We start from the raw sequence: 21,274 nt of genomic DNA, 5'->3' as shown, positions 1-21,274 counted from the left end.
TAAATACGCTAGGGTTAAGAAAGTAATTCTTCAAATTGCCAAGCAGGGTCAAGTACGCGGACGATGGACCTACGGTTATCGTCGCGTTAACCAAAAGCTACGGGCAATGGGGATTCACTTAGCTGATATGACCGTTAATAAGTTAATGGCTGAATTAGGAATTCAGGTAACCCTATTTAACCGCCATCGTAACGGAAAATACTCATCTTACAAAGGCAAAGTTGGTGCAGTTGCGGATAACTTATTGAAACAACAATTTAACGCGAAGGTCCCTTACCAGGTTCTTCATACTGACGTTTCCCAAGTTCGCTTAGCCAATCACAACTGGGCTTATGTTTCTTCCATAGCAGCTTAAATATTCAATTTTGTCTAACTTTTTTGTTGCACTTCACAAGGGTTTGTGCTTTTTCTTAGTTAAGGATAGATGATTGATAATCACACGGTTTACACACACATTATAGGTTGCTGAGAGCTTGAATAACCTGTTGATCAGTCCTGCCTTTGTATGTGTCAATTAGGTAAGTATAGGTATTGTAGGCAATAACTGTTTAGTGGTTGTATTAGGTAAATCGATAATTCGAAGTTAGTTCTTGTTGCTTTTTGATACCAGAATGTACTGGCCTACTCCTTAGTGGTTAATGTAACTTGGATTTGGCAGAAAGTATATAGTGGGGGTCATCCTCAACGAGAATAGTTAAAATATAATCATGATTGTATTTATACATTTGCTTGACAGCTATACGTTGGTAAAATTACCAACGTCAGTATGAAGTATGTTAAGATAGTAAAATAGAACACGTGGTTGCCCTTTTATCAGCATTGACGATGAGCAACCTTTTTATTTGGAGGCATCACTAGTGGCATATAAATTTTATGCGGTGAAGAAGGGCTACCAACCGGGGATATACGGCTCCTGGCCGAAATGTCAGCGGCAGGTTAGCGGCTTCAATGGGGCGGTCTATAAGGGCTTTGCAGATTATCAATCGGCAGCAGCCTGGTTGAAAAGCAATGAGCATCGTCCTGTATCCCGTTCCCGGCAGTTGAGTCTTTCTTTGGATGGTAATGACCAGCCAACAACCACACCAACCATTCGCTTGTATACGGATGGTGGCTCACGGAATCACGGCAATAGGCGTGGTCAGCACGTCAGACGTGAGGATAAGGCGGCCTGGGCATACCTGATTGAGTATCACCAGCAACGAATCACGGGGACCGGTGGTGAGTTCGGTGCCACCAATAATAAGATGGAGATAACCGCCCTGATCCGGGCACTGGAATACCTGCTTGACCATCACCTAAATGATGAAGTGATTGTGGCGACTTTAGATTCACACTACGTCCTAGACCCAATTACTAAGGGCTGGCTCTATGGCTGGCGCCGGCGTGGCTGGGTTACCGCTAGCGGGAAGCCGGTTGCCAATCAGGAACTGTGGGTAACCGTTCTTCGCTTGTTGTCAAGCTTTCCCCAGCTCCACTTTGTTTGGACGAAGGGACACGCGGTTAACCAGGGTAATAATACGGTTGACGAATTACTAAATAAAACGATGGATCAAATGGAAAGGGATTGAGGATGAGTAGAATGAAAATTGGAATTGATAAGATGGCCTTTGCTAGTACGGACCAGTACATTGAACTGACGGAACTAGCTGAAAAGCGTGGTGTCGATCCCAACAAGTACACTATTGGGATCGGGCAGGATCGTCAGGCGGTGGTTCCGCCGACTCAGGACATTGTAACGCTGGGTGCACAGGCTGCGCAGAAACTGCTGACACCTGAGAATGTGCGGGGACTGTCAACGATCATCGTGGCAACCGAGTCGGGGATCGACAACTCAAAGGCCAGTGCCATCTATGTAAAGCACCTGTTGGGTCTTGATGACTATGTGCGGACCATTGAACTTAAGGAAGCATGTTATTCCGGGACCGCGGCCATTCAGTTTGCACGCGGCCTGGTGGCCCTCAACCCGCAGGAATCTGTCCTGGTAATTGCAGCCGACATTGCCCGTTATGGCCTCAATACTTCTGGTGAGGTGACTCAGGGGGCTGGAGCGGTTGCCATGTTAATCAGTGCTAATCCGCACGTCTTAGCCATCGAGGCAACGAGTGTTTCCTACAGCCGTGATGTTATGGACTTCTGGCGGCCACTTTATGCTACGGAGGCCTTGGTAGACGGAAAATACTCTACCAACGTCTACATCGATTTCTTCAAGAATACTCTGACCCGTTACCAGCAGCGAACGGGGCGGCAGTTGGCAGACTTCGCCGGAATCGTTTTTCACCTGCCATTTACTAAGATGGGGAAGAAGGCTTTGGAAGCGGTACTGCAGGATCGGACTGATGATGTTGCTAACCGATTACGTGAACAGTTGACGGCTAGCCAGGTTTATTGCCGGCAGGTTGGCAACCTCTACACAGGCTCACTCTATCTAGGACTGATGTCCCTTCTGCAAAACGGTCAGATTAAGCCAGGTGACCGCCTGGGTCTCTTCTCTTACGGGTCCGGCGCAGAGGGTGAGTTCTATAGCGGCATTGTTCAGTCAGACTTTGCTAAAAACCTCAGTGATGTTGATCACGATTTGGCAGAGCGGCACCAGGTTTCGGTACCCGAGTACGAGCGGCTGTTTAACAGTCAGCTGGGGATGCAGGCAGCAGATATTCAATTCGATACTCAGGCTGACAATGCCCCATTTGTCCTAGCTGGGCAAAAGAATCACCAGCGGATCTATCAGCGACGGTGATAAGGGTCAGGACAGTGATTCTAAAATAGTATAGTAATAGGCCGTCAGTGTTCAATTTTCTGAACGCTGACGGCCTATTGTATTGATAGTTTAAAAGATATGGTCACGGAAAAGGCCAATTACCTTACCGAGAATTTTAACGTTTTGTAGGAAAATGGGGTCCATTGTGTCGTTTTCGGGTTGCAGACGGAAGCGGGTTTTCTCCTTGAAAAACCGCTTGCAGGTCGCCTCGTTGTCATCGTTCATTGCAATCACGATGTCACCATTACGGGCCGTCGATTGTTTACGGACGATCACGTCGTCACCGTTGAGAATGCCGGCCTTGATCATACTACTCCCACGAATCTTCAACATAAACAGGTCATTGTTATCCTGGATCGATGGTGGAACCGGGAAGAAGTCAGTTGCCTCTTGAACGGCGAGGATTGGCTGCCCGGCCGTAACGACCCCAAGCATTGGGATTTTAGTCTGGATTGGCTTAACTCCGAGCAGGTCAAGTCCTTTTGCGGTGATCTCAAGAGCCCGCGGCTTAGCAGAGTCTTTACGCAAGAACCCCTTATCAATTAAGCGGGTGATGTGACCGTGAACAGTTGATGTTGATGAAAGTCCCACTGCGCTGCAAATTTCCCGGACCGTCGGCGGATAGCCGTGCTCAGTAACCTGCTTGTGAATGTAGGATAAGACCGCCATCTGTTTATTTTTAGCGGATCGTGGCATAATAACACCTCATTATCATTCTTATTATGTCTAGAATAGCATAGTAACAATGATATTTCAAACGTACGTTCGTCACGATTTTACCGTTAACGGAAAAGTTGCAATTAAGCACTAAATTCGGTAAAATCAAGCCGTTGAAGATGTTAGACCAATTGGAGGGAAGACATTTATGGCTGAATCAGAAGAACAGGATAAACTACTGAAACGAATCAATGAGTTGGCCCACAAGAATAAGAAGGAAGGGCTGACCGAGGCAGAGACACGTGAACGAGAACGCCTGCGTCGGGAATACATCAAGAACTTCCGTGAAGCAATGCGTAGCAACATTGAGATGATGCGGATCTTTGATAAGGAAGGCAAAGAGGTTACTCCCGAAAAGGTGCGGGAAATTCAGCGTAAAAAGGGTCTGCGTGACGATTAGACGCTGATTTTCTCTTTTCAAGATCCTTTCTTTCGTGTAAGATGGAAAGGTAACTAACCAAAGGAGGAATTAGTCGTGGGTATGACAATTTTATGGGCCATCATCGCATTGCTGGTTGGCTTGGTTGTCGGTTTCTTCGGCGCCCGTAAGTACATGGAAAATTACCTTCGTAATAATCCACCAATTTCAGAAGAAATGCTGCGGACAATGATGCTCCAGATGGGGCAAAAGCCTTCTAGCCGCAAGCTTCACCAGATGATGCAAACTATGAAGGCTCAGGCGCGGAAAGCAAACCGCAAGTAATAAAAAAGGATGCGTTGCCGCATCCTTTTTCTTTTAGAAGTCATCATCCGCTGGCTTTGGCGGCATGACGTAATGGAAGTTCGGGTTGATCTGCTTATCTAAGGTATCAAAAGCCGCCTGCATCTGCTGCTCAATCTTAGCTTGGTTTTCATCGGTGAGGCGTTGCTTACGGTCAATGTAGATTGGCTTGCCAAAGGCGATGTGCCGATGCTGTCTGGTGAAGAGCCGGCTGAATTTCAGCGGTCCCTGGTAAACTACTGGCACGAGGGGAACATTAGCTAGTTTGGCGATCACGATTGCCCCGCCCTTAAGCTGCGCGGAGTAACGCGATCCAGACGGAAAGATGATCGTTGACAAATCGGACTTGCGTAAAAGGGTCACCGGTTTCTTGATTGCCGAAGGGCCGGGGTGCTTGCGATCGACCGGGAAGGCGTTGAGCGCCTTGAGGAAACGCCCGGCGATCGGGTTCTTAAAAAGTTCTTTCTTGGCCATGAAACTGAATTTCTTTGGCCAAACGACTAAGGCGATCAAAACCGGATCCATCCAAGTTCGGTGGGGGGCGACGATGATGTAGTTGCCCGCAGGCAGATTTTCACGATTATAAACCCTGGTACGACCGTTGATCAGGTTGAGTAGGGGATTAATAAGGTGCACTAAAAAGTTGTAAAGCATGATTGTTCTTCCAATCTTCAAATAATTTTTTTAATCTCTAGCGTTTATTGTCAAAATTGCCTTTGACTGCACAAGTATAGACGAAAAAAACGTTCAGATGCAAGTGGCTAATCATGAAAGGAGCATTATAAAATGGAATCTACTTCCCTATTAAAAAACGATGAGCGGATCGACCAACTGTATAGTCAGGATGTCCAGATTATTCAGAGCCCACGTTGCTTTGCCTTTTCCCTTGACGCGGTCCTGCTAGCTGATTTTGTCCGACCCAATCACCGTCATAAGTTACGAACCGTCGATCTTTGTGCTGGCAATGGGGCAATTGGCCTTTTCCTGCATAAGAAGTTGGGTGGGACCTTCATCGAGGTAGAATTACAGCCACGCATTGCCGATATGGCCCGCCGCAGTGTTGAGCTTAACCAGCTTGCCGATCGTTATCAGGTTCTCAATATGGACATTGCCGACGTCTTTACGGCTATTCCCAAAGATTCAGTCGATGTTGTTCTGTGCAATCCGCCATACTTTCCGGTGACGGCTCAGAGTCGAAAAAACCCTAACCATTACTTGGCGATTGCCCGCCATGAGATCGCTACTAATCTGGAGACAGTGGCCGAGCAAATGAGCGGACTGCTGAAGATGAATGGTCATGGTTATCTTGTCCATCGGCCCGACCGACTGACCGAAATTTTGAAGATGATGGAGGAGCACCGCCTCATTCCTAAGCGGTTGCGTTTTATTCATCCTAAGCCGGGACGGGATGCCAATATGCTTCTGCTTGAGGTGATCAAGGATGGTAAGCCCGGCGGATTAAAGGTGGTGCCGCCATTGACCGTCAGCGGTGCCGACGGTCAATATCTGCCAGCGGTCCGGGAGCTGCTCTATGGCCAGCTGTAAGTATTATATGTACGTTCTTTACTGTGCTGACGATACCCTCTATTGCGGTTTTACCACTGATGTTGCTCGGCGGTTTGCTACTCACCGGGCTGGCCGGGGTGCCAAGTATACCCGGGTCAAGACACGCCATCCTTTGCGGCTGATTTTTCAAACCGCATTTGATAATAAACACGACGCGCTGAGTGCCGAGTACCACTTCAAGCACCAAACGCGGGTTAAGAAGGTTGCTTACTTAGCTCGGCAGGGGATCAGTGTGGATCATTTCTACCGGTTGAATCATCGCCGTTAGTCAAATTAAGCGGCCAAAAAGCTTGTCAATGGACAAGCTTTTTTGTATACTATTAAGCGGTGTTTAACAACATATAACACACCTGTGGTGATAGGCGAAGGCGTGCTCTTTTTTATAAAGAGTTCTTTGACTAGTGGAGCCACGGGGAGGAAAAAACATTTTGGAGGTTTATTATGTCTGTTGTTACTATGAAGCAATTGCTTGAAGCCGGTGTCCACTTCGGTCACCAAACTCGTCGTTGGAACCCAAAGATGGAAGAATACATCTTCACTGAACGGAACGGGATCTACATCATTGACCTGCAAAAGACGGTCAAGATGATCGACACTGCTTACAACTACATGAAGGATGTTGCTGCCAACGGTGGTGTAGTCCTTTTTGTTGGTACTAAGAAGCAAGCACAAGACTCCATCGAGGAAGAAGCTACCCGTGCTGGTCAATACTACGTTAACCACCGTTGGTTAGGTGGTACGCTGACCAACTGGAAGACTATCCAATCACGGATTGCTCGTCTGAAGGAACTCAAGAAGATGGCTGAAGATGGCACCTTTGACGTTCTGCCAAAGAAGGAAGTTGCTGTGCTGACCAAGCAACGTGAAAAGTTGGAACGGTTCCTTGGTGGTATCGAAGACATGCCACGGATCCCAGATGTTATGTACATCGTTGACCCACACAAGGAACAAATCGCTGTTAAGGAAGCACAAAAGCTGCACATTCCAATCGTTGCCATGGTCGACACCAACACTGACCCAGATGACATCGACTACGTAATTCCATCAAACGATGACGCTATTCGTGCCGTTCGTCTGATCACTTCTAAGATGGCAGATGCCATTGTTGAAGGTAAGCAGGGTCAAGATGATGCACAACAAGCAGATGCCGCTGCTGACGACAACAATGCCGAAGACGAGACTGTTAGCGAAGATTCCCTGAAGAACCTTAAGAACAGTGTTGAAGGCAAAGACTAACATTAAGTGATTAAATACTTGGGCTGTTTTGTGTTATGGACCATCGTGGCCCTAAGTACAAACAGCCCTTTTTTTGAAAATCCCATTGATTATTTAAAGGAGAGATCTAGTCATGGCTGAAATTAAAGCTGCTCAAGTTATGGAATTACGGAAGAAGTCCGGTGCCGGAATTATGGATGCCAAGAAGGCATTGGTTGCCAGTGATGGCGATATGGATAAGGCAATGGATTACCTTCGTGAAAAGGGGATTGCCAAGGCTGCCAAGAAGAGTGACCGGGTGGCTGCCGAAGGTCTGGCTGACGTTGCCATTAACGGTAATACTGCTGCAATTGTTGAACTGAACTCCGAGACGGACTTTGTTGCTGCTAGTGACCCATTCAAGGCACTGCTTAAGGAAGTTACGAAGCTGATCAGTGAAAACAAGCCCGCTAACGTTGACGAAGCCTTGGCCATCAAGACAGCTAACGGTACCCTGAAGGATGATATCATCAGCACCACTCAAAAGACCGGTGAAAAGGTTAGCCTGCGGCGGTTCAGCGTGGTTGAAAAGAATGATGGCGACAGCTTTGGTGCCTACCTTCACCAGGGTGGTCAAATTGCTGCCTTGGTTGTTCTCGAAGGTGGCGATGAGACAACGGCTAAGGATGTGGCAATGCATGTTGCTGCTATCAACCCTGAATTCATGACGCGTGACGACGTTTCCCAAGACCGGCTTGACCATGAACGTTCCGTCTTCAAGGAAGAAACGTTGAACGAAGGTAAGCCAGCTAAGATCGTTGATAAGATCGTCGAAGGTCGGCTTAACAAGTTCTTATCCCAAATCTGCCTGGCAGACCAAGACTTTGTTAAGAACCCTGACCAAACGGTTGCCGAATACGTTTCCGCTAATAATGGTAAGCTGATGTCCTTCATCCGTTACGAAGTCGGTGAAGGAATCGAAAAGAAGCAGGATGACTTCGCTCAAGAAGTTAAGGACCAAATGAACTAAGGTTCGCTTGGCGAAAGGACGTGCTGAGTTCAGTGCGTCCTTTTTTACAATGCTCGATTGGCAGACAATTTGAGGAGGAAAATCATGGCTGATATTAAATACAATCGTGTTATCTTGAAGCTGAGTGGTGAGGCCTTGGCTGGTGAAAAAGGCTTTGGCATCAACCCACCCGTTCTGAAGGATGTTGCCAAGGAACTCAAAGAGGTTCATGATCTAGGCGTACAGATCGCCATCGTTGTCGGCGGTGGTAACATGTGGCGGGGTGTTACCGGTGAGCAGCTTGGCATGGAACGGGCTCAGGCCGACTATATCGGGATGCTTGCCACTATCATGAACGCTTTATCCCTGCAGGATGCCCTGGAATCTATTGATGTTCCAACCCGGGTTCAGACTTCCATTGAAATGCGACAGATTGCGGAGCCGTACATCCGACGCAAGGCCATCCGGCATTTAGAGAAAGACCGGATTGTGATCTTTGCCGGGGGAACTGGGAGTCCATACTTCTCAACTGACACCACAGCGGCCTTGCGGGCAGCAGAAATCAACGCTGATGCCATCCTGATGGGTAAAAACGGGGTTGACGGTGTCTACTCCGCTGATCCAAATAAGGATGCCAGTGCCGTCAAGTTTGATCACCTGACCCACATGGATCTGATTGAAAAGAACTTGCATGTTATGGATACGACGGCTAGCTCACTGTCAATGGATAATCATATTCCATTGGTTGTCTTTAATTTGAACACACCAGGAAACATTATGAAGGTCGTTACCGGCGAGCAGGTTGGTACGACCATTGAGGGGGACTAATCATGGCTAATAGTAAAGATATTTTAAACGGTGCCAAGGACAAGATGAAGAAGTCTGGTGAAGCATTACAACGGACACTGGCTGATATTCGGGCCGGTCAGGCTAATGCCAGTCTGCTAAACTCGATTAAGGTAGAGTACTACGGAGCCCCAACTCCGCTGAATCAAGTGGCATCGATCACGATACCTGAAGCTCGGCAGCTGCTGATTACACCATACGACGGTAGTATTTTGGAAGAAATCGAACGGGCCATTTATGCTTCTAACCTTGGTCTAACGCCGCAAAATGACGGTAGCGCCATCCGGCTGATCATTCCGCAATTAACAGAAGACCGGCGTAAGGAACTGGTTAAGGACGTTAAGGCTGAATTGGAGAAGGCCAAGGTAGCGGTTCGTAACGTTCGTCGTGAAGCTATGGATGACCTGAAGAAAGGGAACAAGAGCGGTGACTTCAACGATGACGAATTCCATGACCTGGAGAAGAAGGTTCAAGACGAGACCGATGCCGGGATCAAGAACTTGGAAGACATTGCTAATGCCAAGGAAAAAGAACTGCTTGAGGGCTAATTGAACCATGTTCACGATTTACGGGGATGGGCAGAACCATCCTCGTTTTTTGCTTTTCGGGTAAGTAGCTTTTTAGGCCCGAGAGACTTATAATTAATGGGTGATTATTTGTCAAAACCAACTAACGGAGGCGAAGTCGGTGTTTTCTAGTAAAAAAGACACAAACACGGAACAAAAATTAGATATGGACCGGATTCCCGGTCATATTGCCATCATCATGGATGGTAATGGTCGTTGGGCACAGGCCCGTCACCTGCCACGAGTGGCTGGCCATAAACAGGGGATGCAGACGGTCAAGAAGGTGACCATCGCGGCCAGTGAACTCGGGGTAAAGGTACTTTCCTTATACGCATTTTCCACCGAGAATTGGAAGCGGCCTGCTACCGAGGTTAACTACCTGATGCAACTGCCAATCCGCTTCTTTGCGACGTTTGTTCCCGACCTGGTTAAGCACAACGTCAAGGTCATGGTGATGGGGGACATTACCCGCTTACCTGCGGGGACACAGAAGGCTGTTAAGGACGCCATTAAAGACACTGCAAACTGTGACGGGATGATTCTGAATTTTGCTCTGAACTACGGCAGTCGGGACGAAATTACCCGGGCAGTGCGCGCTGTTGCCCAGGAAGCGCAAGAAGGTCGGCTCGATCCCGCCGCTATCACGGAGCAGACAATCAGTGATCACCTGATGACGGCACCATTGGGTGAATTGGCCGATCCGGACCTGCTGATTCGGACCAGTGGTGAGGAGCGAATCAGCAACTTCATGCTTTGGCAGATTGGCTACAGTGAACTCGAATTTGTGCCGGAGCACTGGCCAGATTTCGATGGAGAAACATTGAAACGGGCCATCAGCGAGTTTCAAGGCCGACATCGGCGTTTCGGTGGTCTAGTAAACAAGTAAAGGAGTAAGAATAATGAAAACACGGATAATTACTGCGGTGATTGCCCTGGCTATCTTTATCCCGCTGATCATTTATGGTGGCTGGCCACTGACAATCGCAGCGGTTGCCTTGGGAATCATCGCTATGTCAGAGATCTTGGTCATGAAAAAAATGTTTGTGATCTCCTTTGAGGCGATTGTCAGCTACCTGGGTGTGGCCTTATTGATCCTGCCAGATAGTTGGTTAGACTTCTTACCAAGCGTGGCAACACGTTGGTTTGGTTTCTACGTCCTGGTGATCTTGCTTTTACTGCACACAGTCTTGCGCAAGCAGCGGTTTACCTTTGACGACGTTGGGGTGCTGACCCTAGCTATGCTTTATATTGGGATGGGTTTTCACTACTTTGTTGTTGCACGGTCGATCAACTTCATTACCCTTCTGTATGGGATGCTGATTGTTTGGCTGACCGACAGTGGGGCCTACCTGATTGGTCGTAAGATCGGTAAGAACAAGCTAGCGCCAAAGATTAGCCCCAATAAGACTTGGGAGGGCTCCATTGGTGGTACGGTGGCGGCCACGATCATCTTGGCTGTATACCTGTACTTCCTGCCAGTTGGTGGCGCATGGCTGCCGATGATCCTGCTGACCATCGTCCTTTCGATTATGGGCCAGTTTGGTGACCTGATTGAGTCTTCGCTGAAGCGTTATTACGGGGTGAAGGATTCCGGAAAGATCCTGCCCGGTCACGGTGGCATCCTGGATCGATTTGACAGCATGCTTATCGTGATGCCAATGTTGCACCTGCTCGGAATTATCTAGTAACTACAACATCAAAGAGGGGATCATGTGATAGTAACAATTATTACCTTTATCCTGGTGTTTGGAATCCTGGTCCTGGTCCACGAATACGGCCATTACTACTTTGCTAAGCGAGCCGGTATTCTGGTTAGGGAGTTTTCAATTGGAATGGGACCTAAGCTTTGGTGGCGTCGTAAGAACGGTACCACCTACACCATTCGGCTGCTACCGGTCGGGGGTTACGTCCGCCTGGCTGGTAACGATGACGAGGATATGGATGAGCTGCGTCCCGGTACTCCGGTGACTGTCCAGCTCAACGATCAGGGTCAGGTAGTCACCATCAACGCTAGCAACAAGGCAGCCCTCCTTCAGGGGATCCCGTTACAACTCGTGGATTGTGACCTTACCGATGACCTCTGGATCAAGGGTTATGTCAATGGTGATGAGGACCAGTTGAAGATTTACACCGTCAACCACGATGCTGTGATCATTGAGCGTGACGGTACCCATGTTCAGATTGCGCCGCGGGATGTTCAGTTCCGTTCCGCTAGTCTGCCTGCTCGGATGATGACCAATTTTGCCGGCCCAATGAACAATTTTATCCTGTCGCTGGTTGTTTTCATTATCCTGGGTTTTACCCTCAGTGGGGTGCCTACCAATAGCAACCGTCTTGGTAAAGTTAATAACGGCTCAGTAGCTGCCAAGGCAGGGCTGGTGGCTGGTGATCGGATCACCAGGGTCGGCAATGCTACGGTCAGCAATTGGGGAGAGCTTGCTACCAAGATTTCCAGTCAGCCGGGCAAGAAGGTCCGTCTGACTTATGTCCATAACCATCATCAGCACCAGGTCACTGTTGTGCCAAAGACAGTCCATCAGGGCAAGGAAAAAATCGGTCAGATTGGGATCATTGAGGAGCAGCAGACTGGGATCAAAGCTCGTTTGCTGTTCGGCTGGCAGCAGTTTGTCCAGGCCGGCACCTTGATTTTTAGTGTGCTGGGGAGTATGTTTACACATGGATTTAGTCTCAATGACCTGGGGGGTCCGGTAGCCATCTACGCAGGGACATCCCAAGCGACAGCCTTAGGGTTCAACGGGGTTTTGAACTTTTTAGCTTTGCTGTCAATCAACTTGGGAATTGTTAACCTCCTGCCAATTCCGGCCCTGGACGGGGGCAAGTTGCTTTTGAACATTATTGAGGCAGTCATTCGGCGGCCGATTCCCGAAAAGGCTGAGGGTGTGGTCACCATGATCGGGTTCATGTTATTGCTGCTATTGATGATCCTCGTCACCTGGAACGATATTCAACGTTATTTCATTCATTAAATTGATTTTAGAGGAGTAGTATTTTTTATGAGACAATCAAAGATTTTGATTCCAACCAAGAAAGAGGCACCGAGTGATGCTGAGGCCCTGAGTCATAAAATGATGATTCGGGCCGGCTACATCTACCAGGTTTCCGCCGGAGTTTGGTCATACCTTCCACTGGCCTACCGGGTGATCCGGAAGGTTGAAAACATCATCCGTGACGAAATGGCCAAAGCTGATGCCGTCGAGATGATGATGCCAGCCCTCCTGCCTGCCGATCTCTGGAAGGAATCCGGCCGTTATGAGAGCTACGGGGACAACTTATTTAAGCTCAAAGACCGACGTGACCGGGACTTTATCTTAGGACCAACTCATGAGGAAACCTTCACCGAGGTAATCCGGGATAGCATTAAGTCCTACAAGAAGCTGCCCCTGGTGGTTTACCAACTCCAGGATAAGTTCCGTGATGAGGACCGGCCGCGTTACGGGATTCTGCGGGGAAAGGAATTTGAGATGTTGGACGGATATTCCTTTTCTGCTGACCAGGCTGGTTTGGATGAGGCCTACGACAAGCAGGCTCAGGCCTACCGGAACATCTTTGACCGGGTTGGCCTGAACTACAAGGTCATTCTGGCTGATTCTGGCACGATGGGTGGGAAAAATTCTCAGGAATTTTCTGCCCCGGCCAAAGTAGGTGAGGATGTGATCGCCTACACCGATGGGGACTATGCTGCTAACTTGGAAAAGGCCACTAGTAAGTTTACTGGTGTTCAGCAGACCGCTGAACCGGCCGAATTAGCCAAGAAGGCTACCCCGGGTGCCCACTCTGTTGATGAGGCGGCCGCAAGCCTGGGGGTTGATGCTGACCAGGTTCTGAAGGCAATGCTCTTCATGGCTAAGATGGGTGAGGATGATTATCAACCGGTTATGGTATTGATGCGTGGCAACGACGAGGTCAACGAGGCCAAGGTTACCGACGCCCTTGACTGCGAGGACCTAACTCTGGCTACTGAAGACCAGGCAGTTAAGTACCTAGGTGCTCACCCAGGTTCTTTGGGACCAGTTGGCGTTGGTGAGGACGTCAAGATCTTGGCCGATAACTACGTTAAGGTTCTGGTTAACATGGCTTGTGGCGCCAACGATGACGGGCATCACTATATTAATGCCAATATTGACCGTGATTTCCGTGTTGACCAATTTGGCGACTTCCGGAACGTCAAGGAGGGGGAGATCGCCCCAGATGGTCATCCAATCAAGTTCACACCGGGGATTGAGATCGGTCATATCTTCAAGCTGGGGACCCATTATTCCGACAAGCTGGGTGCTAAGGTATTAAATGAAAACGGCCGCTTGGTCGATGTGATTATGGGTTCTTACGGAATCGGGGTTACCCGGCTTCTGTCCGCGGTAGCCGAACAAAACGCCGATGAGAACGGTCTGGTTTGGCCTGACAGCATTGCACCGTTTGATGTCCACGTTATCCCGGTTAACGCCAAGAAGGACGATCAAATGGCGATGGCCAATGCGATTGACCAACAATTGACAGCAGCTGGTTACGAAGTTCTGGTGGATGACCGGAAGGAACGGGCCGGGGTCAAGTTTGCTGATGCCGACCTGATCGGGTTGCCAATTCGGATCACAATCGGTAAAAAGGCTGCTGACGGAATTGTTGAGGTCAAGATCCGTAAGACTGGTGAGACTATTGAGGTTAAGCAGGAAGAAGTTGCTAACACGGTTGGTATCCTGCTGAAGCAGTTGAATAGTCAAGATAAATAGTTAAATACGAAACATTCAATGTGGTCGCAGAGCTGAATCAATTGGGTTTGCGCCACATTTTTAGATAGGAGGACGTTAGTGTGGGATTGAATCGGCATGAACTGTTTGCCAAACTACTTGAGCAGATTCACTTTCCAGAAAAGGATGCCACGGCCTTTCAGAACGCGGCAGTCCAGTCGGTTGTCGTCCATAAGAGTTCACGGGTGTGGGAGTTTCATCTGATCTTCCGCCAGGCGCTGCCCTTTAACCTCTTTCAGGAGTTTACCGCAGCCTTGGAACGGGGGTTCAGTGATATCGCCGGTGTCCAGGTTAAGATCAGTAGCCCAATGACTGAGCTTGATCAGCAGCTGATCGCCGACTACTGGGAGTACATTGTTAACACAACCGCTCATGACTCGGCAATGCTCCAGCAGGCCTGTCTTCAGACCAGCCCCGAGGTGAAAGACGGCCGGGTCACCCTAGTGGTTGAAAATGAAATCGTTAAGAAGATGCTAGTCCAGAAATTGCTTGACAAAATCGAGCACCGCTACCAAGAACTTGGATTTCCTCAGTTTCGGATCCACCCCTTTGTTGATCAGTCAGCATCTCAGGAGAAGATTAAGGAGCTCAAGGCCAAGCATGAAGCTGATGACGCAGCTCTGGCGGCCAAGGCAATGGCCCAAATCAAGAAGAATAATGCCCGAGTCAAGAGTAAGCAGAAGCAGGCAGCTGCCCCTGCCGAAGGACCGGCACAGCTTGGCCGGGTGATCAGCGAAAAGGAAAACGTTACTCAGATGAAGGACATTCAAGGTGAGGAACGTTCTGTCGTTGTTGAAGGTTACGTCTTTAATGCCGAGGTTCGGGAACTGCGCTCAGGCCGACAGCTCTTAACTTTTGAGATTACTGACTATACCTCTTCATTTGCGGTCAAAAAGTTTTCCCGCAATACCGAGGAAGAGGCACAGTTTGCCAATATCAAACCTGGAATCTGGCTGAAGGTTCGGGGACCCGTTCAGGAAGATACCTGGATGCACGACCTAGTGATTAACGCCTATGATGTCAACCAGGTTCACCATACTGCCCGGCAGGATAAGGCACCTGCCAATGACAAACGTATTGAGCTGCATGCTCACACTGAAATGAGCCAGATGGATGCCACCAACTCAATTACCGAGCTGGCCCAACGTGCTCATCAGTGGGGACAACCGGCTATTGCAGTTACGGACCATGGTAATGTCCAGGCTTTCCCAGAGGCCTTCAAAGCCGCGAATAAGTTTAATATCAAGATGCTCTACGGAATGGAGGCTAACGTGGTTGACGACGGGATCCCACTGGTCTACAACGAGAATCACGACGTCTTATTGGACAATACTTACGTAATCTTTGACGTGGAAACCACTGGACTATCGGCCATTTACGATAAGGTGATTGAGCTCTCAGCAGTCAAAATGAAGGATGGCAATGTCTTAGAGCGTTTCGATGAGTTTATCGATCCTGGCTTTCCGCTGTCAGAGCAGACCACTCAGCTGACCAGTATTACTGATGAGATGGTTCATGGCTCTAAGAGCGAGGAAGAAGTCTTCAAGATGTTCAAGGACTTCTGTGATGGCTGCATTATCGCTGGGCACAATGTATCCTTCGATATGGGGTTCATGAACACTGGTTACCGGCGGCATGAAATGAGTGAGATCACTGAACCAGTTATTGATACCCTACCACTGGCCCGTTTTCTCTACCCGAACCTGCGAGGGTATCGTTTGAATACCCTGAGTAAGAAATTCAAGGTAGCCTTGGAGCACCACCACCGGGCTAACTATGATGCCGAGGCTACCGGCCACTTACTCTACAAATTTCTGAAGGATGCCGAGAAACGTTACGACATTCGTTACGTCGACGACCTCAACAAGCACATGGCCGAAAATGATGCCTATAAGCACGCCCGGCCGTTTCATGTCACCCTCCTTGCCCAGACCCAAGCTGGTCTGAAGAACCTTTTCAAGCTGGTGTCATTCTCCAACGTAAAATATTTTCACCGGGTACCACGGATTCCGCGGACCCTGCTTACTAAATACCGGAAGGGGCTTCTACTCGGAACAGCTTGTTCATCTGGCGAGGTCTTTACTGCAATGATGGAGAAGGGGTATGCTACCGCGCTGAAGAAGGCCCGTTACTATGACTATATCGAGGTTCAGCCCAAGCCAAATTATGCACCACTCTTGGAGCAGCATGTAATCACTGACGAGGCTCATCTTGAGGACATCTTGAAGAACATGGTCAAACTGGGTGATGAATTGGATAAGCCGGTGGTGGCTACCGGTGATGTCCACTATCTTGATCAGCATGATGGTGTCTATCGGAAGATCCTGATCAATTCACAGGGTGGTGCTAATCCACTGAACCGGACCCATCGGCCGGACGTCCACTTTCGGACGACCGATGAGATGCTGAAAGAGTTCAGCTTTCTAGGCGACGAGAAGGCACACCAGATCGTGGTGGACAACACCCACCAAGTCGCCGACATGGTCGCCGATGATATCCGGCCGGTTAAGGACCGCCTTTACACCCCACATATGAAGGGGGCGGAGCAGGAAATTCAGGATCGAACCTGGCATACCGCCAAGGCCTGGTACGGTGATCCGCTACCAAAGTTGGTTCGTGACCGGGTTCGACTGGAGCTTAACAGTATTGTCAAGAACGGATTCTCAGTCATTTACCTGATTGCTCAACGACTGGTTGCCAAGTCTAATAAGGATGGTTACCTGGTTGGTTCTCGGGGGTCAGTTGGCTCCAGTGTGGTTGCTACCTTGTCAGGAATCACTGAGGTCAACCCCTTGCCGCCGCACTACCGCTGTCCAAAGTGTCAGTACACTCACTTTTATACTAAGGGAGAGTATAGTTCGGGCTTTGACCTGCCAGAACGGCACTGCCCGAAGTGTGGCACCCTCCTGGTTAAGGACGGGCATGATATTCCCTTCCAAACTTTCCTCGGGTTTAAGGGAAACAAGGTCCCGGATATTGATCTAAACTTCTCCGGAGACTACCAGCCGATTGCCCACAACTACATGAAAGTCCTCTTCGGTGAGAAGAACGTGTTCCGGGCTGGAACGATCGGTACCGTGGCTGATAAGACCGCCTATGGCTATGTCAAAGCTTACGAGCGGGATAAGGACGTCCAGTTCCGCGGGGCTGAGGAGGACCGGCTCGCCACGGGAGCTACCGGAGTCAAGCGGACGACCGGGCAGCACCCGGCTGGGATTATTATCGTGCCTGACGATATGGATATTTATGACTTCACACCGGTTCAATATCCAGCGGATGACCAGAACGCGGCTTGGGAAACGACCCACTTTGATTTCCACTCAATTCACGATAATATCTTAAAGATGGATATTCTGGGTCATGATGACCCGACCATGATCCGTGCCCTTCAGGACTTGTCCGGCATCAATCCGCGGACCATTCCGATGAACGATCCTGGTGTGATGTCGCTATTCTCTAGTCCAAAGCAGCTTGGGGTTACGGAGGAACAGATCCAGAGTAAGACCGGGACTTTAGGGTTGCCCGAGTTTGGGACCCGGTTTGTGCGGGGAATGTTAAATGATACCCACCCGAAGAACTATTCCCAACTTCTCCAGATTTCTGGTCTGTCCCACGGAACGGGCGTGTGGTTGGATAACGCCCAAGAACTGATCAAGGAGGGGACGGCGACGATTGCCAACGTGATTGGTTGTCGTGATAACATCATGACCGACTTGATCCACTACGGGCTGGATTCTGAAACCTCTTTCCAGGTGATGGAATCCGTTCGTCACGGCCGTGGTATTCCTGACGAGTGGCAGGCCAAGATGCGCAAAGCCAACGTTCCCCAGTGGTATATGGACTCCTGCCTGAAGATTAAGTACATGTTCCCACGGGCCCACGCGGCGGCCTATGTTTTGATGGCCTTACGGATCGCCTATTTCAAGGTCTATTTCCCGCTGGTTTACTACTGCGCATTCTTCTCAGTGCGGGCTGATGACTTTGACGTGGTTGCTATGGCCCACGGCAAGGATGCAGTCAAGCATCGGATGGCTGAGATTAATGAGCAAGGAAACGACGCCAGTGCCAAAGACAAGAGTCTGTTGACAATCCTCGAATTGGCCAATGAGATGTTGGAGCGAGGTTTCAAGTTCAAGATGGTTGATCTCAACAAGTCGGACGCCACCAACTGGTTGATCGACGGGGACAGCCTGATCGCTCCATTCCGGGCTGTGCCGGGATTAGGGTTGAACGTCGCCAAGCAGATCGTGGCCGCTCGCGAGGAGAAGCCGTTCCTGTCTAAGGAGGACCTCGCCGAACGGGGGAAGGTCTCTAAGACGCTGATTGATTTTCTAACGGAAAATCATGTTCTGGACGGATTGCCAGACGAGAATCAGCTGAGCCTTTTTTAGGCAGTTCGAAACGAGCACGTAACGAACGCAAGATACTTCGTCGACGTGCTCGTTTTTGTTTGTCATCAGCATTCTTTTATGCTAAACTTAATTATGGTAAATAACTCGTGGGAGTGAGCAGTGATGCTCGCTCTTTTTATTGCAAATGATGGAGGTGACACATTTGAGTACAGTTGTTGAAACGGTAACGACGCTTGTTAAGCCAATTTTGGATGAACACGACTTTTATCTGTATGACATGGAATTCGTCAAGGAAGGGAAAAGCTGGTACCTGCGCGTTTACATCGACAAGGATGGTGGGATCACCCTAAATGACTGTGCCACGGTCAGTGATGAGCTGAGCGAGACTCTGGATAATGCCGAACCTGACCCGATTCCCCAGGCCTACTTCCTGGAGGTTTCATCTCCGGGTGCTGAGCGGCCGCTGCGCAACGAGGGTGACTACCAACGTGCAGTCAACGACTATATCCACGTTTCCCTGTACCAACAGGTTGGTGGCAAAAAGGTCTACGAGGGAACTCTGACCAAGTTGACGGATAAGGAACTAACCCTCGATTATCTGGATAAGACCCGGCATCGGCAGATCGTAATCGACCGGAGTAAGGTTGCCCAGGCCCGGTTGGCAATCAAGTTTTAATTAAAGGAGTGTCTCAAGTGAGCAAGTCAAGAGTCAATGAGGAAATGATTGGTGCCCTCGATTACTTGGAAAAGGAAAAGGGAATTAAGAAGGAAGTCGTGATTGAGGCCTTGGAGCAAGCCTTAGAGACGGCCTACAAGCAGAACTATGGTGAGAAAAATGTGGAGGTTGAATTCAATTCTCTGACTGGAAACATCAAAGTTTACGCCGTCAAGACAATCACCGACGATGATGATGCGGTTGCCGAAGATAGCAACGAATACATGAGCCTGGCGGATGCCCGTAAACTTCCCCATGGGCAGGGTTACGACGTTGGTGACGAGATTCGTGAAGAGGTAACGCCACGCAACTTCGGCCGGATCGCTGCTCAGACGGCCAAGCAGGTTGTTATGCAGCGGTTGCGTGAGGAAGAGCGCAAGATCATCTACGATAAGTACAAAACCTATGAAAATGAGATCATTACTGGTGAAGTTTCCCGTGAAGATCGTCGGTTCACCTACGTCGACCTTGGTAACGGGGTTGAGGGGGCAATGGGCTTCCGTGATAAGATGCCTAACGAACATTACCATGTTCACGACCGGATTCAGGTCTATGTCTCTAAAGTCAATGATGACCGCCGTGGTCCCCAAATTTACGTTAGTCGAACCGCTCCGGAATTGCTGAAGCGGCTGTTTGAACGAGAAGTTCCTGAGATCAAGGACGGCACAGTGCTGATCGAAAACATTGCGCGGGAGGCCGGTGACCGCGCCAAGGTTGCGGTCTACTCCAACGATCCAAACGTTGACCCAGTCGGCACCTGCGTTGGGCCGCGCGGTTCTCGTGTTCAGGCCATCGTTAATGAGCTGGATGGCGAGAACATGGACATCGTGGAATATGTTAAGGATCCGGCCAAGTTCATTGCTAACGCTTTGAACCCAGCCGACGTCCTGGATGTTATTTTCAATGAGCCAGAACCACAGGATGAAGCAGTAGAGGAACCTGCTGAAGCAACTGCTGACGACGTGACTCCGGCAGGTGATGACGACGAGAACAGTGTCGAGCCGACCGCAACTACCCCGGCACCAAAGGAAGCAGAACGCTCCTGCACGGTCGTTGTTCCTGATAATCAATTATCGCTGGCGATCGGGAAGCGGGGGCAAAATGCCCGCCTAGCCGCCCGGTTAACCAAGTATAAGATTGACATCAAGTCTGAATCCGAGATGGAGGAACTCCAAAGCCAAAAAGATACTGGCGATATTGACAAGGGGCTTGCTGACGAGACTGATAGCCAATCATCAACTGACGCAGAATAATTAAGCAGCGGGGTGAAAATAATGAAAAAGAGAAAAATACCGATGCGCAAGGATATTGTCACTGGTGAAATGATGCCCAAGCGGCAACTGATCCGGGTGGTTAAGAACAAAGATGGCGAAGTATCCCTCGACCCAACTGGCAAAAAGGCTGGTCGCGGTGCCTATATCGCAGTCGATGTTGAGATTGCCAAACGTGCTAAAACAGAGAAGACCTTTGAGAAGGCCTTTCATGTTACACTGGATGATGCATTTTATGATGAATTGATTCAGTACACGGATCACCTGCAGGCACGACAGGAATTATTTGGAAGAGATGCTCAAAAATAATCAACAAGCAGTCCTCAGCCTGCTGGGATTAGCCCGGCGTGCTGGTCAGCTGACCAGCGGGGAAGGAATCGTTTTAAAAAATATTCAAACTGGCAAGGCAAAGTTTGTGTTTTTAGCAAGTGATGCTGGGGCGGCAAGTGCGAAGAAGTTTACTGATAAATGCAGCTTCTACCACATCCCGTTCTGCCAGCAATTTACTAGAAGGCAGCTCAGTCAGGCAACGGGTCAGGCAAGAACCGTTTTTGGTGTGATGCAATCTGGATTTGCAAGAAAGTTTGAGGATTTAACGACAATGGAATAAGGAGCGTGAGCGTATGGCCAAGGAACGAATTTACGAACTAGCAAAAGAGCTTAAGATGCCAAGCAAGAACTTGGTGACGGTGGCTAAGCAACAGGGGATGGCGATTAAGAGTCACATGTCCTCTGTAACCCCTGACCAGGCCAACCAACTGCGAAAAGTAGTTAAAGGGCAGCAGTCGGCCAAGAA

At 49.3% G+C, this 21,274-nt stretch carries 22 protein-coding genes and 1 pseudogene; 21 read left to right on the top strand and 2 right to left on the bottom strand.

The annotated features are described in order from the left end of the window. From CK797_RS05930 to CK797_RS05920, 3 genes are all read left to right on the top strand, one after another. Positions 1-355 (top strand): IS3 family transposase (locus tag CK797_RS05930; RefSeq protein ID WP_146085281.1); only part of this gene is annotated, 355 nt, incomplete at its 5' end. A 502-nt stretch (positions 356-857) separates the two neighbouring features. Then, a complete protein-coding gene (locus CK797_RS05925) occupies positions 858-1,568 on the top strand; it encodes a ribonuclease H family protein (protein WP_104688830.1) in 711 nt (236 codons plus the stop codon). Between the two features lie 11 nt (positions 1,569-1,579). Further along, positions 1,580-2,737 carry a hydroxymethylglutaryl-CoA synthase gene (locus CK797_RS05920; RefSeq protein ID WP_104688829.1) on the top strand — a complete coding sequence of 386 codons (1,158 nt, stop codon included), beginning with the start codon at positions 1,580-1,582 and terminating at the stop codon, positions 2,735-2,737. A 90-nt stretch (positions 2,738-2,827) separates the two neighbouring features. Here the strand turns inward: CK797_RS05920 and lexA are convergent, their stop codons facing one another. After that, the gene (gene lexA, locus CK797_RS05915; RefSeq protein ID WP_104688828.1) at positions 2,828-3,454 is read right to left on the bottom strand and encodes a transcriptional repressor LexA; all 627 of its coding nucleotides are present in this window, start codon (positions 3,452-3,454) and stop codon (positions 2,828-2,830) included. Positions 3,455-3,623: 169 nt separating this feature from the next. On the opposite strand from lexA, the gene CK797_RS05910 reads away from it, so the two are divergent. Beyond that, complete coding sequence (locus CK797_RS05910; RefSeq protein ID WP_104688827.1) at positions 3,624-3,875, top strand: DUF896 domain-containing protein; 252 nt, start codon at positions 3,624-3,626, stop codon at positions 3,873-3,875. An 81-nt stretch (positions 3,876-3,956) separates the two neighbouring features. Then, positions 3,957-4,178, top strand: a complete 222-nt coding sequence (locus CK797_RS05905) for a YneF family protein (RefSeq protein ID WP_412458021.1) — start codon at positions 3,957-3,959, stop codon at positions 4,176-4,178. 33 nt (positions 4,179-4,211) lie between these two features. On the opposite strand, the gene CK797_RS05900 is transcribed toward CK797_RS05905, so the two are convergent. Further along, positions 4,212-4,850: a lysophospholipid acyltransferase family protein gene (locus CK797_RS05900; protein ID WP_104688825.1), complete on the bottom strand. Its 639-nt coding sequence runs from the start codon at positions 4,848-4,850 to the stop codon at positions 4,212-4,214. Between the two features lie 132 nt (positions 4,851-4,982). Here CK797_RS05900 and CK797_RS05895 point away from each other — a divergent pair, with 132 nt between their 5' ends. The 16 genes and pseudogenes from CK797_RS05895 to CK797_RS09250 form a co-directional block, all read left to right on the top strand. After that, on the top strand, positions 4,983-5,741 hold the full coding sequence (locus CK797_RS05895; protein WP_104688824.1) for a tRNA1(Val) (adenine(37)-N6)-methyltransferase: 759 nt from the start codon (positions 4,983-4,985) through the stop codon (positions 5,739-5,741). Continuing rightward, a complete protein-coding gene (locus CK797_RS05890) occupies positions 5,728-6,030 on the top strand; it encodes a GIY-YIG nuclease family protein (protein ID WP_104688823.1) in 303 nt (100 codons plus the stop codon). The genes CK797_RS05895 and CK797_RS05890 overlap by 14 nt, the downstream gene beginning before the upstream one ends. A gap of 173 nt (positions 6,031-6,203) precedes the next feature. Continuing rightward, entirely contained in the window at positions 6,204-6,998 is a 795-nt protein-coding gene (gene rpsB / locus CK797_RS05885) for a 30S ribosomal protein S2 (protein WP_104688822.1), read from the top strand. A gap of 112 nt (positions 6,999-7,110) precedes the next feature. Continuing rightward, positions 7,111-7,986 carry a translation elongation factor Ts gene (gene tsf / locus CK797_RS05880; protein WP_104688821.1) on the top strand — a complete coding sequence of 292 codons (876 nt, stop codon included), beginning with the start codon at positions 7,111-7,113 and terminating at the stop codon, positions 7,984-7,986. Between the two features lie 84 nt (positions 7,987-8,070). Continuing rightward, complete coding sequence (pyrH, locus tag CK797_RS05875) at positions 8,071-8,793, top strand: UMP kinase (RefSeq protein ID WP_104688820.1); 723 nt, start codon at positions 8,071-8,073, stop codon at positions 8,791-8,793. A 2-nt stretch (positions 8,794-8,795) separates the two neighbouring features. Beyond that, positions 8,796-9,359, top strand: a complete 564-nt coding sequence (gene frr / locus CK797_RS05870) for a ribosome recycling factor (protein ID WP_104688819.1) — start codon at positions 8,796-8,798, stop codon at positions 9,357-9,359. A gap of 184 nt (positions 9,360-9,543) precedes the next feature. Then, the gene (locus CK797_RS05865) at positions 9,544-10,263 is read left to right on the top strand and encodes an isoprenyl transferase (protein ID WP_412458022.1); all 720 of its coding nucleotides are present in this window, start codon (positions 9,544-9,546) and stop codon (positions 10,261-10,263) included. 13 nt (positions 10,264-10,276) lie between these two features. Continuing rightward, the gene (locus CK797_RS05860; protein WP_104688817.1) at positions 10,277-11,062 is read left to right on the top strand and encodes a phosphatidate cytidylyltransferase; all 786 of its coding nucleotides are present in this window, start codon (positions 10,277-10,279) and stop codon (positions 11,060-11,062) included. A 27-nt stretch (positions 11,063-11,089) separates the two neighbouring features. Continuing rightward, positions 11,090-12,364: an RIP metalloprotease RseP gene (gene rseP, locus CK797_RS05855; RefSeq protein WP_104688816.1), complete on the top strand. Its 1,275-nt coding sequence runs from the start codon at positions 11,090-11,092 to the stop codon at positions 12,362-12,364. A gap of 27 nt (positions 12,365-12,391) precedes the next feature. After that, positions 12,392-14,122 (top strand): proline--tRNA ligase, encoded by a 1,731-nt coding sequence (locus CK797_RS05850; protein WP_104688815.1) that lies wholly within the window; start codon positions 12,392-12,394, stop codon positions 14,120-14,122. Between the two features lie 80 nt (positions 14,123-14,202). Beyond that, the gene (locus CK797_RS05845) at positions 14,203-18,531 is read left to right on the top strand and encodes a PolC-type DNA polymerase III (protein ID WP_104688814.1); all 4,329 of its coding nucleotides are present in this window, start codon (positions 14,203-14,205) and stop codon (positions 18,529-18,531) included. 163 nt (positions 18,532-18,694) lie between these two features. Continuing rightward, entirely contained in the window at positions 18,695-19,168 is a 474-nt protein-coding gene (gene rimP, locus CK797_RS05840) for a ribosome maturation factor RimP (protein ID WP_146085280.1), read from the top strand. Between the two features lie 17 nt (positions 19,169-19,185). After that, positions 19,186-20,460, top strand: coding sequence for a transcription termination factor NusA (nusA, locus tag CK797_RS05835; RefSeq protein WP_225365030.1), 1,275 nt, complete (start codon positions 19,186-19,188; stop codon positions 20,458-20,460). Positions 20,461-20,481: 21 nt separating this feature from the next. Next, positions 20,482-20,787: an RNase P modulator RnpM gene (gene rnpM, locus CK797_RS05830; protein ID WP_104688813.1), complete on the top strand. Its 306-nt coding sequence runs from the start codon at positions 20,482-20,484 to the stop codon at positions 20,785-20,787. Then, positions 20,774-21,088: a L7Ae/L30e/S12e/Gadd45 family ribosomal protein gene (locus CK797_RS05825; protein WP_104688812.1), complete on the top strand. Its 315-nt coding sequence runs from the start codon at positions 20,774-20,776 to the stop codon at positions 21,086-21,088. The genes rnpM and CK797_RS05825 overlap by 14 nt, the downstream gene beginning before the upstream one ends. A 13-nt stretch (positions 21,089-21,101) precedes the next feature. Then, positions 21,102-21,264: pseudogene (locus CK797_RS09250) on the top strand (translation initiation factor IF-2 N-terminal domain-containing protein); the annotation flags it as partial. Positions 21,265-21,274: the final 10 nt, after the last annotated feature.

It is taken from the genome of Limosilactobacillus pontis (assembly GCF_002940945.1).
Classification (GTDB): domain Bacteria; phylum Bacillota; class Bacilli; order Lactobacillales; family Lactobacillaceae; genus Limosilactobacillus; species Limosilactobacillus pontis_A.
The sequence above is the reverse complement of the archived record's forward strand: the minus strand, read 5'-3'. Positions and strand labels throughout refer to the sequence as shown.

Coding starts and splice junctions, on each gene's coding strand:
- CK797_RS05920 (WP_104688829.1), top strand. CDS start 1,580: ATGAAAATTGGAATTGATAAGATGGCCTTTGCTAGTACGGACCAGTAC.
- lexA (WP_104688828.1), bottom strand. CDS start 3,454: ATGCCACGATCCGCTAAAAATAAACAGATGGCGGTCTTATCCTACATT.
- CK797_RS05910 (WP_104688827.1), top strand. CDS start 3,624: ATGGCTGAATCAGAAGAACAGGATAAACTACTGAAACGAATCAATGAG.
- CK797_RS05905 (WP_412458021.1), top strand. CDS start 3,957: ATGACAATTTTATGGGCCATCATCGCATTGCTGGTTGGCTTGGTTGTC.
- CK797_RS05900 (WP_104688825.1), bottom strand. CDS start 4,850: ATGCTTTACAACTTTTTAGTGCACCTTATTAATCCCCTACTCAACCTG.
- CK797_RS05895 (WP_104688824.1), top strand. CDS start 4,983: ATGGAATCTACTTCCCTATTAAAAAACGATGAGCGGATCGACCAACTG.
- CK797_RS05890 (WP_104688823.1), top strand. CDS start 5,728: ATGGCCAGCTGTAAGTATTATATGTACGTTCTTTACTGTGCTGACGAT.
- rpsB (WP_104688822.1), top strand. CDS start 6,204: ATGTCTGTTGTTACTATGAAGCAATTGCTTGAAGCCGGTGTCCACTTC.
- tsf (WP_104688821.1), top strand. CDS start 7,111: ATGGCTGAAATTAAAGCTGCTCAAGTTATGGAATTACGGAAGAAGTCC.
- pyrH (WP_104688820.1), top strand. CDS start 8,071: ATGGCTGATATTAAATACAATCGTGTTATCTTGAAGCTGAGTGGTGAG.
- frr (WP_104688819.1), top strand. CDS start 8,796: ATGGCTAATAGTAAAGATATTTTAAACGGTGCCAAGGACAAGATGAAG.
- CK797_RS05865 (WP_412458022.1), top strand. CDS start 9,544: ATGGACCGGATTCCCGGTCATATTGCCATCATCATGGATGGTAATGGT.
- CK797_RS05860 (WP_104688817.1), top strand. CDS start 10,277: ATGAAAACACGGATAATTACTGCGGTGATTGCCCTGGCTATCTTTATC.
- CK797_RS05850 (WP_104688815.1), top strand. CDS start 12,392: ATGAGACAATCAAAGATTTTGATTCCAACCAAGAAAGAGGCACCGAGT.
- rnpM (WP_104688813.1), top strand. CDS start 20,482: ATGAAAAAGAGAAAAATACCGATGCGCAAGGATATTGTCACTGGTGAA.
- CK797_RS05825 (WP_104688812.1), top strand. CDS start 20,774: ATGCTCAAAAATAATCAACAAGCAGTCCTCAGCCTGCTGGGATTAGCC.